This is a genomic window from Methyloversatilis sp. NSM2 (assembly GCF_038066675.1).
In the GTDB taxonomy this organism is placed as follows: Bacteria; Pseudomonadota; Gammaproteobacteria; order Burkholderiales; family Rhodocyclaceae; genus Methyloversatilis; species Methyloversatilis discipulorum_A.
Window position 1 is genome coordinate 25,499 of record NZ_JBBUKV010000010.1, and the last position, 13,624, is coordinate 39,122.

The following is a 13,624-nucleotide window of genomic DNA, read 5'->3' on the forward strand; positions in this document are numbered from 1 at the left end:
ATGCCTCCGCGTTACGACTATAAACATACCAAACGGTACGTCAACCGGTTTGCATGCGCAGCCCGGAGACGGTGTCGGACCGCACCCGGTGCGGCCGGCACGACCGACAACCAGAGGAAGGAAATCCTGATGAGCAAGCTGAAAGTCACCGCCCTTGCATTCGCCCTGATTGCTTCGTTCGGCGGCACGCTGCCGGTACAGGCCGACGAAACCTGCAATTCGCCCTACACGACGAAGCTGATCAAGGGGCAGGAGGATTTCGTCCACGTGTGGACGCTGGGCGTGAAGGGCATGGGTGACGAGTCGGACAAGCTGGTCACCGTGGACGTGAATCCGAAATCGAAGGACTACGGCAAGGTGGTCCATTCGGTCACCGTCGGCGGCCGCGGCGAGGCGCACCACACCGGCTTCACCGACGACCGCCGATTCCTGTGGGCCGGCCGGCTCGACGACAACCGCATCTTCGTATTCGACATCGGCAGCGACCCGGCGAAGCCGAAACTGGTGCACACGATTACCGACTTCACGCAGAAGACGGGCTATGTCGGCCCGCACACCTTCTACGCACTGCCCGGCCGGATGATGGTGCAGGCCCTGTCCAACGACAAGGATCACGGTGGCCGCACCGGGCTGGTCGTCTACAACAACAAGGGCGAGTTCGTAGAGAAGTACGACATGCCGACCGGCCGGCACGGCGACGTGATGGCCGACGGCTACGGCTACGACATCGGCATCAATCCGCAGAAGAATGCGCTGCTCACCTCCAGCTTCACCGGCTGGAACAACTACATGATGGATTTCGGCAAGATGGTGAAGGACGCCGATGCGATGAAGCACTTCGGCAACACCATGGTCATGTGGGACCTGAAGTCGATGAAGCCGCAGAAGGTGATGAACGTGCCCGGCGCACCGCTGGAAATCCGCTGGTCGCTGAAGAGCGGCGACAACTGGGCCTACACGGCCACCGCGCTCACTTCGAAACTGGTGCTGATCAAGCAGGACGCGAAGGGCGAGTGGCAGGCGAAGGAGGTCGGTACCGTGGGTGACCCGTCCAAGGTTCCGCTGCCGGTCGACATTTCGATCACCGCCGATGCGAAGGGGCTGTGGGTGAACACCTTCCTCGACGGCACCGCGCGCTACTTCGACATTTCCGATCCGGAGGCGCCGAAGGAGGTCTACCAGAAGGTGATCGGTTCGCAGGTCAACATGGTGAGCCAGAGCTGGGACGGCAAGCGGGTCTACTTCACCACCAGCCTGCTCGGCAACTGGGACAAGAAGGGCGGCGACGACCAGCAGTTCCTGAAGCTGTTCCACTGGGACGGCAAGGCGCTCAGCGAGAAGTTCTCGATCGACTTCTATGCGCTCAAGCTGGGTCGTGCGCATCACATGAAGTTCTCGGCGAAGCCGGTGAACACCGCCGGGCTGAAGGAGCGCGTCGCCGAACTTGCCTCGAACCGCTGAGTCGAGGCGAACACATGCCGATCTTCCGCCGCGTCCGCACGGCGGCGACGGCGCTGGTGCTGGGCGCCCTGCTGGCCGATGGCTCGCAGGGCGCATCCAACGCCGAACTCGCGCCCAGTACGCCGCATCAGGATTTCGTCGCGCCCGCCGCGGGCAGCTACCGCTTGCCGCCGATACAGCGCTCGCCCAACGGGCGGGTGGTGGACATCGACGGTCGTACCTACGGGCTCGCCCGCTATACGCGGGAGCGCATCACGCTGCTGTCCTTCATGTACACCTACTGCGTGGACCCGGTGGGCTGTCCGCTTGCCTACGCGACGCTGACGCAGTTGCGCGAGCGCCTGCTGCGCCGGCCCGACATGGCGCGCCAGGTCAGGCTGGTCAGCCTGTCCTTCGATCCGTCGCACGACGATGCCGCATCGATGCGCATGTACGCCGGCGCTCTGGCCGATCCGAAGAGCCCGGTGCGCTGGCACTTCCTCACCACGCGCTCGGTCGCCGATCTGAAACCCATGCTCGACGACCTCGGTCAGGACGTGTCGGTCGAACTGGACACCAAGGGGCGGCCGACGCGGGTGCTCAACCACATGCTCAAGCTCTTCCTGATCGATCGCGACGGCCGGGTCCGCGAGATCTATACAACCGCTTTCCTGATGCCTGAGGTCATGTTCAATGACATTGAAACACTCCTGCTCGAAACGCCGCGTGCGCCCTGAATGCGTAGTGGCGCTCGCGCTCGCGCTGACCGGCTGTGCCGGCGAGGTGGCGCACGATACGGCCACGGCGGCCATCGCTGTGCCGCTCGGCCTGCCCGTCATGCCGCACCCGCCGGACAACCCGCCCACGGCTGCACGCATCGAACTGGGACGCAAGCTCTTCTTCGATCGCCGGCTGTCGTTCAACGGCACCATGTCGTGCGGCATGTGCCATGTGCCCGACCACGGTTTCACCGCCAACGAGCTGCGCATGGCGATCGGCAACGAGGGCGCCACGGTAAGACGCAACGCCCCCACGGTGCTCAACGTGGGCTACCACCCGCGCCTGTTCCACGACGGCCGCGAGGGGGAACTGGAAGCCCAGGTGTGGGGCCCCTTCCTTGCGCACAACGAAATGGCCAACCCGTCGATCGGCCACGTACTGGACAAGCTGCGCACGCTGCCCGACTACCAGGGCGCGTTCGAGCGGGCCTTCGCCGGTCGCGGACCGACGGTCGAGACGGTGGGCCAGGCCCTGGCCAGCTATCAGCGTTCGCTGGTATCCGCCAATTCCCGCTTCGACCGCTACCGCTACGGCGGCGACGAGACGGCGCTGACCGCGCAGGAGCGGCAGGGGTTGGAGGTGTTCGCCGGCAAGGGACGCTGCACCACCTGTCACACGATCGGCGAGCAGTCGGCGCTGTTCTCGGATTTCCGCTACCACAACACAGGCATCGGCTGGTTGCGCGGCTTGCCGCGGCCGCTGGTCGAAGTGCAGTTGGTGCCGGGATTGCAGACGACGATGACGGCCGAGCGCATCGATTCGATCGGCGAGAAGGTGCCGAACGACGTTGGCCGCTTCGAAATCACGCTCGACCCGGACGACCGCTGGGCCTACAAGACACCGATGCTGCGGAACGTGGCGCTGACCGCGCCCTACATGCACGACGGCTCGCTATCGACGCTCGAGGCGGTGGTGGACTTCTACGACCGAGGCGGCGGTGGCGCGCCGGATCAGAGCCCCCTGATCGTGCCGCTGCGTCTGGACGACGACGAGAAGGCCGCGCTGGTGGCCTTCCTGAAGACGCTGACCGGTGAACACCAGCGCTGGGTCGACGAAGGCCTGCGCCAATCGACCTTCATGACCACGCTGAACCCGATCACCGACTCCGGCCCGACGGAGACGGCCCCGCACGGGCGCTGAACCGCGCCCTGCCCCGCGCGATCCGGCGGGGCAGGCAGCGCGTGCTTTTCGGCGCCGAACTTGCAACAATTGCGTCCTTTTGCGGCGCCTTCCGGGGCCGCGCACGCAATCGAGGGCACGCAGATGAGCATCAAGTCCGACCGCTGGATACGCCGCATGGCGCAGGAGCACCACATGATCGACCCCTTCGAGCCGGGTCAGGTGCGCCATATCGACGGCCGGCGCATCGTGTCCTACGGCACGTCGAGCTATGGCTACGACGTGCGCTGCGCATCGGAATTCAAGGTGTTCACCAATATCAACTCGACCATCGTCGACCCGAAAACCTTCGACCCGAACTCCTTCGTCGAGATGGACGCCGAGTCCTGCATCATCCCGCCGAATTCGTTCGCACTGGCGCGCACGGTCGAGTACTTCCGCATTCCGCGCAACGTGCTGGTCGTCTGTCTGGGCAAGAGCACCTATGCGCGCTGCGGCATCATCGTGAACGTGACGCCGCTGGAACCGGAATGGGAAGGCCACGTGACGCTCGAGTTCTCCAACACGACGCCGTTGCCGGCGCGCATCTACGCCAACGAGGGCGTCGCGCAGATGCTGTTCTTCGAGTCGGACGAGCCGTGCGAAACCTCGTACAAGGACCGCGGCGGCAAGTACCAGGGCCAGACCGGGGTTACGTTGCCGAAGATCTGACTGTTAAGGATTGTCTCGATCGACCGCGCCCGCGGTCTGCAAAAATCGGTCAAGTCCTGCGCTTTCAAGGGCTTGTGTGCATAGCAGCAAAGAGCGTCCGCCAGGGCCCGGCAAAAGCGTGACTTTATGAACGGTCGTGCACCTCGCCGCTGCCTACACTCCGCCTCACTTTCAGATTTCAGGCGGAGATTCACATGTTCAAGAGCATTCTCGTGGCGTCGGGCATCGCGCTGGCGTCCTTCAGCGCAGCCGCGGTCGAGTCGAACCAGATCGACGGGCTCTACAACACCGGCGCCGGCCTAGCCTCCGGCAAGATCGACACCCATTACAGCTTCGAAGCGATCAGCGGGACGGCAGTCGGTACCGACGGCCACGGCGTGACCACCCGCCAGACCGGCCTGAACTCGATGTTCTACGCCTGGCTCGACAACACGGCCGACTCGAAGTGGCTGACGCCGACCATCAACGCCCGTCAGAGCTACGATCCGACCGAGCCGGGCCTGTACAAGTGGTCGATCTCCTTCGACCTGACCGGCCTGGACATCACCTCCGCCTGGATCACCGGTCGCTGGGCTGCCGACAACAACGGCTACATCCAGCTGAACGGCACGACGATTTCGAGCGGCTCGGCGCTGGATTCCTGGACCTCGTTCTCGGCCACCGCCGGCTTCCTGTCCGGCGTGAACACGCTGGACTTCTTCGTCAGCAACGTTGCGCAGAAGGTCGGCAACGCCACCGGCGTGCGCGTCGAATTCCTCGACAGCTACGCGGTCGCGGCCGTGCCGGAACCCGAGTCGTGGGCGCTCATCGTCGCCGGTCTGGCGGTGGTCGGTGCAATCTCGCGTCGCCGCCTCGGCTGACCGCCTCTTACACCCTGTTTCACCCTGCGGGGCCGCCTTGTGCGGCCCCGATTGTTTTGCCATCTCGAACTGATACCATCGCGCGCTTCAAGCCTGCAGTCCTGCTGCAGTCCGGGGGCGCCGAGTCGGGTGCCCTCTTTTACTTTGAAGGTTGGGTGCCATGCGCTTCGAGTTTCCGATCATCATCATCGACGAGGACTTCCGCTCGGAAAACGCCTCCGGTCTGGGCATACGCGCACTGGCCGAAGCGATCGAGAAGGAAGGTCCGGGCGTGCTGGGCGTCACCAGCTACGGTGATCTGACTTCGTTCGCGCAGCAGCAGAGCCGGGCCTCGACCTTCATCCTGTCGATCGACGACGAGGAATTCGGCAGCGGCAGCGAAGCCGAGATCGAGGCGGTGCTGACCAATCTGCGCGATTTCGTCGCCGAAATCCGCCGCCGCAACGCGGACATCCCGATCTTCCTGTACGGCGAGACGCGCACCACGCGCCACATCCCGAACGACATCCTGCGCGAACTGCACGGCTTCATCCACATGTTCGAGGACACGCCGGAGTTCGTCGCCCGCTACATCGTGCGCGAGGCGCGCGCCTACCTCGATTCGCTGCCGCCGCCGTTCTTCCGTGCGCTCGTGCATTACGCGCAGGACGGTTCCTACTCGTGGCACTGCCCCGGCCACTCCGGCGGCGTGGCCTTCCTGAAGAGCCCGGTCGGCCGCATGTTCCACCAGTTCTTCGGCGAGAACATGCTGCGCGCCGACGTCTGCAACGCGGTCGAGGAACTGGGTCAGCTGCTCGACCATACCGGCCCGGTCGCGGCGTCGGAGCGCAACGCGGCGCGCATCTTCCATTCCGACCATCTGTACTTCGTCACCAATGGCACGTCGACGTCGAACAAGATGGTGTGGCACTCGACCGTGGCGCCGGGCGACATCGTCGTGGTGGACCGCAACTGCCACAAGTCCATCCTGCACTCGATCATCATGACCGGCGCCATTCCGGTCTTCCTGACGCCGACGCGCAACCACTACGGCATCATCGGTCCGATCCCGCAGTCAGAGTTCAGCCCCGACGTGATCCGCGCCAAGATCGAAGCCAATCCGTTCGCGCGCGAGGCGGTGAACAAGAAGCCGCGCATCCTGACCATCACGCAATCGACCTACGACGGCGTGCTGTACAACGTCGAGGCGATCAAGGATGTGCTGGACGGCGAGATCGACACCCTGCACTTCGACGAAGCCTGGCTGCCGCACGCCGCCTTCCACGACTTCTACGGCGACTACCACGCGATCGGCGAAGGCCGGCCGCGCTGCAAGGAGTCGATGATTTTCTCGACGCAGTCGACGCACAAGCTGCTGGCCGGCCTGTCGCAGGCTTCGCAGATCCTGGTGCAGGACTCGCAGACCCGTTCGCTCGACCGCGACGTGTTCAACGAGGCCTACCTGATGCACACCTCGACCAGCCCGCAGTACGCCATCATCGCCTCGTGCGACGTGGCGGCGGCGATGATGGAGCCGCCGGGCGGCACCGCGCTGGTCGAGGAGTCGCTGGCCGAGGCGGTCGAGTTCCGCCGCGCGATGCGCAAGGTCGATGCCGAATTCGGCGCCGACTGGTGGTTCAAGGTATGGGGCCCCGACCATCTGGCCGACGAGGGCCTGGGCACGCGCGAGGACTGGACGCTGCGCGCCGGCGAGCGCTGGCACGGCTTCGGCGACCTGGCCGACGGCTTCAACATGCTGGACCCGATCAAGGCCACGGTGATCACCCCGGGCCTGGACGTCGATGGCGACTTCGCCGACTGGGGCATCCCGGCCGGCATCCTGACGCGCTACCTGTCAGAGCACGGCATCATCGTCGAGAAGACCGGTCTGTACAGCTTCTTCATCATGTTCACGATCGGCATCACCAAGGGCCGCTGGAACACCATGGTGACCGAGCTGCAGCAGTTCAAGGACGACTACGACAACAACCAGCCGCTTTGGCGCGTGATGCCCGAGTTCGTCGCCGCCCACCCGCGCTACGAGCGGGTCGGCCTGCGCGACCTGTGCGTGCGTATCCACGAGATGTACAAGAAGCACGACATCGCGCGTCTGACCACCGAAATGTATCTGTCGCCGATGGAACCGGCGATGAAGCCGGCCGACGCCTGGGCGCGCATGGCGCACCGCGAGATCGACCGCGTGGCCATCGACGAGCTGGAAGGCCGCATCACCAGCGTGCTGCTGACGCCCTATCCGCCGGGCATTCCGCTGCTGATTCCGGGTGAGCGCTTCAACCGCACCATCGTCAACTACCTGCGCTTCGCACGTGAATTCAACCGCGCCTTCCCCGGCTTCGAGACCGACATCCACGGTCTGGTCGGCACCGGCGAAGGCGAAGCGCTGGATTACGCGGTCGACTGCGTACGCGACTGAAGCAGGCCGGCGGGGCCGGCAAGCAACGCCGACGCGCGCGCCTAGCGAGGCTGCGCCGCGCGTCGCGTGTAGTCGACGAAGGCGTAGCGCAGGCCGCCGGCGCTGACCGCCTCTTCGCGTGCCGTTTCCTGCCAGGCGCTGCGGTCATAGTCGGGGAAACGCGTGTCGCCGTCGAAAGCGTCGGCGATTTCGGTCAGCAGCAGGCGATCGACCCGCGGCAGCGCCAGCGCGTAGAGCTGCGCGCCGCCGATCACAAAAGCTTCGTCGCCGCCCTCAAGCGTTGCCGCCAGTTCGACTGCGGCGTCCAGCGACGGCACCACCCGTGCGCCGGCGATGTCCAGCCCGTCCTGCCGGCTCACCACGATGCTGGTGCGCCCGGGCAGCGGCCGGCCCAGCGAATCCCAGGTCTTGCGCCCCATGATGATGGGGTGACCCATGGTCAGGGCGCGGAAGCGCTTCAGGTCTTCCGGCAGATGCCAGGGCATGCCGTTGTCGCGACCTATCATGCCGTTGGCGGCCAGGGCGGCGATCAGCGACAGCTTCATACCGCCACCTTTGCAGGAATGTGCGGCCACGGATCGTAGCCGTCGAGCCGGAAATCTTCCGGGCGGAAGGCGAACAGGTCGGTCACCTCCGGGTTGATCCACATCGTCGGCAGCGGCCGCGGCGCCCGTGTCAGCTGCAGCTGCGCCTGTTCCAGGTGGTTCGAGTACAGGTGGGCGTCGCCCAGCGTATGCACGAATTCGCCCGGCTCGAGGCCGCACACCTGCGCCACCATCATCGTCAGCAGCGCGTAACTGGCGATATTGAAAGGCACTCCGAGAAATATGTCTGCGCTGCGCTGGTACAGCTGGCAGGACAATCGCCCGTCCGCAACGTAGAACTGGAACAGTGCGTGGCAGGGCGGCAGCTTCATCGACGGGATTTCCGCCGGATTCCAGGCACTGACGATGTGGCGGCGCGAATCGGGGTTGTTGCGCAGGCCGACCAGCAGTTCGCTGATCTGGTCGATGTGGCGTCCATCCGGCGTCGGCCAGCTGCGCCACTGGGCGCCGTAGACCGGGCCGAGGTCGCCGTTCTCGTCGGCCCATTCGTCCCAGATGCTGACGCCGTGTTCCTTCAGCCAGGCGATATTGGTGTCGCCGCGCAGGAACCACAGCAGTTCGACGATGATGGAACGCAGGTGCAGTTTCTTGGTGGTCAGTACCGGAAAGCCCTGCGCGAGGTCGAACCGCATCTGCCAGCCGAACACCGAACGGGTGCCGGTGCCGGTGCGGTCGGTCTTGACCGTGCCGTGTTCCAGCACGTGTCGCATGAGATCGAGATATTGCTGCATGGCAAAGTTTGCGCAGTCGCGTTACGCTACAGGGTCGGGATTCTAGACCACTACGGTCGACCATCCCGCGACGCGGCGGCAGCGGATCGCCGCGCGGCACAAAACATTCATACAGGTGTCAGTCAGGTACAGCCCTGAGTGGCGGAGGTGGCAGGTATGTTCGGCGTGTTCTCTTCATCCCCGGCAAGCGTGCTCGGCAATCCGGCCGAGCTTCGTCGCGTGCTGGCCGAAATCGCCGCCGCCCAGCCGGATCTGGCCATCAATGAACTGACCGGCTGGGTCGAATCGGTCGGCGACGCCACCAATATCGACCTGGCGCACCACGTCAATCTGCTTTACCAGTTTGATTCCAGCGCCCAGCCTCATCTGCGCAAACTCGACCAGATCTACGCCGACGACCCGGAAGGCAAGGACGTGGTGTGGCGCACCGGCCGCGACTTCTGGTCCATCCTGTCGTCCGCCTACGAGGTGGCGCTCGATCGCTACATTTCCGACCCGACGCACGCGTCGGTGCTGAGCGGCCTGTCGCGGCTCGCTTCGCGCACGGTGCGCGCCTGCCGCCAGCGCTTCAAGTGGGACGTCTATCACAACGGTCCGGTCGACGCCGGCCTGTGGCAGGTGGCCGGTCAGGCCTATCTGCTGGCGCAGGCCTCTGGCGCCGAGGCACGCGAGGTGGTCAATGCGGCCGACGAGGTGCCGACCTCGGTCGAACGCGAATACCTGCGACTGATCGCGCTGCACGTCGCCGCGCCTGAAGGTCTGGTGCCTGACAGCGTCCGTCTGGCCGAACAGCTGACCGGCTATTTCGCGGCGCGTTACTCGATGTCGCCATCGATCGAGCGCGGCAGCACGCATTGGCTGGACGCCAACCAGCCGGCGCCGCCGCTGCGTCTGGTGCGTGCGCCGCAGCAGGTCGATGGCATCCGCTTCTTCTCAGGCATCGCCGCCGCCGACGCGGCGCTGGCGCTGGCCCGTCGCGTCGAAGGCGGCGACCTGCCGGACGCGCTCAGTCTCGACGACATGCCGGAGCGTGACCAGCTGGCCAAGCTGCTGCGCCATCTGGCGATGAACTGGGCGCTCGACCCGCCGACCCGCCAGTACCGTCGGCATTCGCTCGGCGGCGCGCTGGCGGTGGCCAATGGCATCAAGCACCTGCACCATGTTCTGCGTGGCGCGCGCGACGAGGCGGTGATCTACCGCTGGGAAATGTCGGACGCCAGCCTCGGCGGCATCGGCGCCACCGCGCCCACCGCCAGTGCGGAATGGGTGCGCGTCGGTTCGCTGGTCGGCATGCAACCCTCGGGCGGCGACAACTGGCTGGTCGGTGTCGTGCGCCGTTACCTGCGCGGGCGCGATGCGCGCGGCACGGTGGGCATCGAAACGCTGTCGACGACCGCACGTCCGCTCGAAGTGTTCTCGGAAAGACAGAGTGGCGAAGCCGTGGCGCTCGATGATCCGGTCAGCGGCGCGGTGGTGCGCCTGGCCATTAACGGCACCGGCTATTCCGCCGAATACCCGCTGCACGCGTCGATCAACGGCCGCCATGTGCGACTCGACCCGGTCGAACTGATCGAGCGCGGCACCAACTTCGACCTCGCCCGCTTCCGCGTCAGCGACTTCCGCTGACCCGCGTCGCTGCCCGGCTAGGGCAGCAGGAAGTCGGTGATGCGCGGCAGTTCCATCGCAAAGCTCTGCAGGCTGTGATCGCCGCCGGCATGAACAATCATGTTGGCGCCGCGCAGCTTGAGCACCGCCTGCCACCAGTCCAGCACCTCGTCGCCGGTTTCCAGCAGCAGCAGATAGCGCTCCGGCCGCGTCACCGCGGCAACGTCGAGTGCGCGCAGTTCATCGACGTGGCGCTGTTCGAAACGGAAGCTGTCGCCTGTATACATATGCGTGTGCTCGCCGACGTAGTCGCCAAGCGACAGCGGTGCCACCACGGCCGGATTGATCAGCGCGGCGCGCAGGCCGTATTTCTCCGCCAGATGCAGCGCGTAGAAGCCGCCCAGCGACGAGCCGGCCAGCGCCACCTCGGTCCCGGCGTCGAGCGCGGGCTGCAGAACACTTTCGATCAGCGCGATCGCGTCCAGCGGCCCCGGCGGCAGCTGTTCGCACCACAGATCGCCGGCCCGCCCCTGTCGGGCCAGATGGGCGCGCAACTGCTGCGCCTTGACCGACTGCGGTCCGGAACGGAAGCCGTGGAAGTACAGCAGCTTCTGCATCAGTGATCGGCCCAGTCCACCCAGCCGAACCAGGCGCTCGCCAGTACGAACAGGCCGAACACGATGCGGTACCAGGCGAACAGTTCGAAGGTGTGGCTGGAAATGTAGCGCAGCAGCCAGCGCACGCTGAAGAAGGCGGCGAGGAAGGAGGCGACGAAGCCGGCGGCGAACACCGGCAGGTCCTCGACGCGCAGCAGCGCCCAGTTCTTGTACACGTCGTAAGCCGTCGCCGCGATCATGGTCGGGATGGCGAGGAAGAAGCTGAATTCGGTGGCGGCGCGGCGCGACAGGCCGAATACCAGACCGCCCATGATGGTCGCCCCCGAGCGCGACACACCGGGGAACATCGCGATGGCCTGCGCGAAACCCACCTTCAGCGCAGCCCGCCAGTCGAGGTCATCGGTCGTTTGGTAGCGCGGCGTGTGATTGCGCCGCTCGATCACCAGAATGATGACGCCGCCGACGATCAGCGCGCCGGCCACGGTGAGCGGGTTGAACAGATAGGTCTTGATGATGCCGTGGAACAGGAAGCCCAGCACGGCGGCCGGCAGGAAGGCGACCAGCACGTGCAGCACGAAGCGGTTGGCGGCCGGTTCGCGCCCCAGACCGGCAGTCACGTCGATCAGCTTGCGCCGGTACTCCCAGCAGATCGCCAGGATGGCGGCGAGCTGGATGACGATCTTGAACACCCGGCTGGTTTCGTCGGTGTAGCCGAGCAGGCTGCCGGCGATGATGAGGTGGCCGGTGCTCGAGATCGGCAGGAATTCGGTGAGTCCTTCGAGAATGCCGAGAATGACGGCCTTGATCAGCAGCAGATCCATGAAGTTGCAGTGCAGCGAAACAGGTCAGGCGCCCGAGTATAGGCGACGTCGATGACGGCTCCGGTCCGCCTTCGGCGCAGATTCGCGCGCGGGCGGCGGTATTTCACCGCCCACCTGTAAAATCCCGCGCCATGTCGAAGAAAAGCGCTGCCGTCCGTTTCCGCACCCATGCTGCCGCTGCTTCCGCACCATCGGGCGCCAGCGCCGTGGTGTCGGCGGCGCCGGCCGGCGTTCCGCCGCTGGCCCTGGGCATCGCGCTGTCCATCCTGATCCACGCCTTCGTGCTGGCGATCAACTTCGCGCCCGACCTGAAACCGAAGCAGAAGGCGAAGGACCAGCCGCTCGAAGTGGTGCTGGTCAATGCGCGCAGCAAGCAGAAACCGGTCGATCCGCAGGCGCTGGCGCAGGCCAATCTCGACGGCGGCGGCAACACCGACCAGAACCGTCGTGCGAAGACGCCGCTGCCGGCCAGCCGGCGCGACAAGGCCGGCGACCAGCTGGTCGAGACGCAGCGTCGCGTGCAGGAGATGGAGGCGCAGCAGCAGAAGCTGCTGGCCGACCTGCAGGCGAAGACCGAACTGCGTCCGGAAGAACGGCGGCTGGAGCAGCCCGACCCGTCGCCACAGCCGCTGCAGGCCTTGAGTGGCGCCGACCTCGCCGCCAGGGCAATGGCGATGGCGCGGATGGAGGCGGAGATCGCACGCGACGTCGACGACTACAACAAGCGGCCGCGCAAGAAATTCGTCGGCGCACGAACACAGGAATACCGCTTCGCGCAGTACATCGAGGACTGGCGGCAGAAGGTCGAACGCATCGGCAACCTGAACTACCCGTCTGCGGCGCGCGGCAAGCTCTACGGCAACCTGACGCTGACGGTGGAAATCCGCGCCGACGGCGAGATCGAGAAGATCGACCTGAACCGCTCGTCCGGCCAGAAGGTGCTCGACGACGCCGCCATCCGCATCGTGCGCATGGCCGCCCCCTACGCCGCCTTCCCGCCGGACATCCGGCGCGAATACGAAATCCTGTCCATCACCCGCACCTGGAGCTTCACCCAGGGCGACCAGCTCGAATCACGCTGATACCCCATGACCGACCGCTACGCCGTCATCGGCAACCCGATCGCACACAGCAAGTCGCCGGCCATCCACGCCGCCTTTGCCGCGCAGACCGCGCAGGACCTGAGCTACGAGGCCCTGCTGGCACCGCTCGACGGCTTCGCCGACGCGGTTGCCGCGTTCCGGGCGAGCGGCGGGCGCGGCATGAACATCACGGTGCCGTTCAAGGAAGAGGCCTGGCGTCTGGCCGACCGCCTGACCGAGCGGGCGCGGCTGGCCGGCGCGGTAAACACCTTCGTGTTCGGCGACGACGTGCTGGGCGACAACACCGACGGCGCCGGGCTGGTGGGCGACCTCGAAACGCTGGGCTGCCGCCTTCCCGGCGCGCGCCTGCTGCTGCTGGGCGCCGGCGGCGCGGCGCGCGGCGTCATCCTGCCCTTGCTCGACGCCGGCATCGCCCGACTGTTCATCGCCAACCGCACCGCCGACAAGGCGCGCGCGCTGCAGGCGCAGTTCGCCAGCCACGACGTGCGCGGCGCGCTTGGCGCTGGCGGCTGGGCGGACGCCGCCGACGCGCCCTACGACGTGGTGGTCAACGCCACCAGCGCCAGCCTTAGCGACGAAGCGCCGCCGCTGCCCTCCGGCCTGTACGCGCCTGGCAGCCTGGCTTACGACATGGTGTATGGCCGTGGCCTCACCGCATATCTGAAACAGGCGCGCGAGCAGGGCGCGGCACGGCTGGCCGACGGTCTGGGCATGCTGGTCGAACAGGCGGCCGAGGCCTTCGCGCTGTGGCGCGGCGTGCGTCCGGACACCGCCGCCGTGCGCGCGACGCTGCGCGCCGCGCTGCCGCCGCTGGCCTGA

13 protein-coding genes are annotated in these 13,624 nt (G+C 66.2%); 9 read left to right on the plus strand and 4 right to left on the minus strand.

Going from position 1 to position 13,624, the window contains the following annotated elements; genetic code table 11:
- Positions 1 to 129: 129 nt before the first annotated feature.
- From WJU27_RS16125 to WJU27_RS16150, 6 genes are all read left to right on the plus strand, one after another.
- Positions 130 to 1,461: a selenium-binding protein SBP56-related protein gene (locus WJU27_RS16125; protein WP_341422739.1), complete on the plus strand. Its 1,332-nt coding sequence runs from the start codon at positions 130 to 132 to the stop codon at positions 1,459 to 1,461.
- A gap of 14 nt (positions 1,462 to 1,475) precedes the next feature.
- Positions 1,476 to 2,177 carry an SCO family protein gene (locus WJU27_RS16130; protein ID WP_341422740.1) on the plus strand — a complete coding sequence of 234 codons (702 nt, stop codon included), beginning with the start codon at positions 1,476 to 1,478 and terminating at the stop codon, positions 2,175 to 2,177.
- Positions 2,134 to 3,360, plus strand: coding sequence for a cytochrome-c peroxidase (locus tag WJU27_RS16135; protein WP_341422741.1), 1,227 nt, complete (start codon positions 2,134 to 2,136; stop codon positions 3,358 to 3,360). Before WJU27_RS16130 ends, WJU27_RS16135 begins: the two co-directional genes overlap by 44 nt.
- 123 nt (positions 3,361 to 3,483) lie before the next feature.
- Entirely contained in the window at positions 3,484 to 4,050 is a 567-nt protein-coding gene (gene dcd / locus WJU27_RS16140; RefSeq protein ID WP_019915891.1) for a dCTP deaminase, read from the plus strand.
- A 194-nt stretch (positions 4,051 to 4,244) separates the two neighbouring features.
- Positions 4,245 to 4,910 (plus strand): PEP-CTERM sorting domain-containing protein, encoded by a 666-nt coding sequence (locus WJU27_RS16145; RefSeq protein WP_341422742.1) that lies wholly within the window; start codon positions 4,245 to 4,247, stop codon positions 4,908 to 4,910.
- Between the two features lie 160 nt (positions 4,911 to 5,070).
- Positions 5,071 to 7,323 (plus strand): arginine/lysine/ornithine decarboxylase, encoded by a 2,253-nt coding sequence (locus WJU27_RS16150; protein WP_341422743.1) that lies wholly within the window; start codon positions 5,071 to 5,073, stop codon positions 7,321 to 7,323.
- Between the two features lie 41 nt (positions 7,324 to 7,364).
- Here the strand turns inward: WJU27_RS16150 and WJU27_RS16155 are convergent, their stop codons facing one another.
- Together WJU27_RS16155 and WJU27_RS16160 are read right to left on the minus strand one after the other, a co-directional pair.
- Complete coding sequence (locus WJU27_RS16155) at positions 7,365 to 7,868, minus strand: dihydrofolate reductase (protein ID WP_341422744.1); 504 nt, start codon at positions 7,866 to 7,868, stop codon at positions 7,365 to 7,367.
- Positions 7,865 to 8,659 carry a thymidylate synthase gene (locus WJU27_RS16160; protein WP_020162935.1) on the minus strand — a complete coding sequence of 265 codons (795 nt, stop codon included), beginning with the start codon at positions 8,657 to 8,659 and terminating at the stop codon, positions 7,865 to 7,867. Before WJU27_RS16160 ends, WJU27_RS16155 begins: the two co-directional genes overlap by 4 nt.
- A gap of 156 nt (positions 8,660 to 8,815) precedes the next feature.
- On the opposite strand from WJU27_RS16160, the gene WJU27_RS16165 reads away from it, so the two are divergent.
- A complete protein-coding gene (locus tag WJU27_RS16165; protein WP_020162934.1) occupies positions 8,816 to 10,285 on the plus strand; it encodes a hypothetical protein in 1,470 nt (489 codons plus the stop codon).
- 17 nt (positions 10,286 to 10,302) lie between these two features.
- On the opposite strand, the gene WJU27_RS16170 is transcribed toward WJU27_RS16165, so the two are convergent.
- Both WJU27_RS16170 and WJU27_RS16175 read right to left on the minus strand, forming a co-directional pair.
- A complete protein-coding gene (locus WJU27_RS16170) occupies positions 10,303 to 10,881 on the minus strand; it encodes a YqiA/YcfP family alpha/beta fold hydrolase (RefSeq protein WP_020162933.1) in 579 nt (192 codons plus the stop codon).
- Positions 10,881 to 11,702 carry an undecaprenyl-diphosphate phosphatase gene (locus tag WJU27_RS16175; RefSeq protein WP_020162932.1) on the minus strand — a complete coding sequence of 274 codons (822 nt, stop codon included), beginning with the start codon at positions 11,700 to 11,702 and terminating at the stop codon, positions 10,881 to 10,883. Before WJU27_RS16175 ends, WJU27_RS16170 begins: the two co-directional genes overlap by 1 nt.
- Before the next feature lie 206 nt (positions 11,703 to 11,908).
- Here WJU27_RS16175 and WJU27_RS16180 point away from each other — a divergent pair, with 206 nt between their 5' ends.
- Positions 11,909 to 12,784, plus strand: coding sequence for an energy transducer TonB (locus WJU27_RS16180; protein ID WP_341422793.1), 876 nt, complete (start codon positions 11,909 to 11,911; stop codon positions 12,782 to 12,784).
- Between the two features lie 6 nt (positions 12,785 to 12,790).
- Positions 12,791 to 13,624 (plus strand): shikimate dehydrogenase, encoded by an 834-nt coding sequence (aroE, locus tag WJU27_RS16185; protein ID WP_341422745.1) that lies wholly within the window; start codon positions 12,791 to 12,793, stop codon positions 13,622 to 13,624.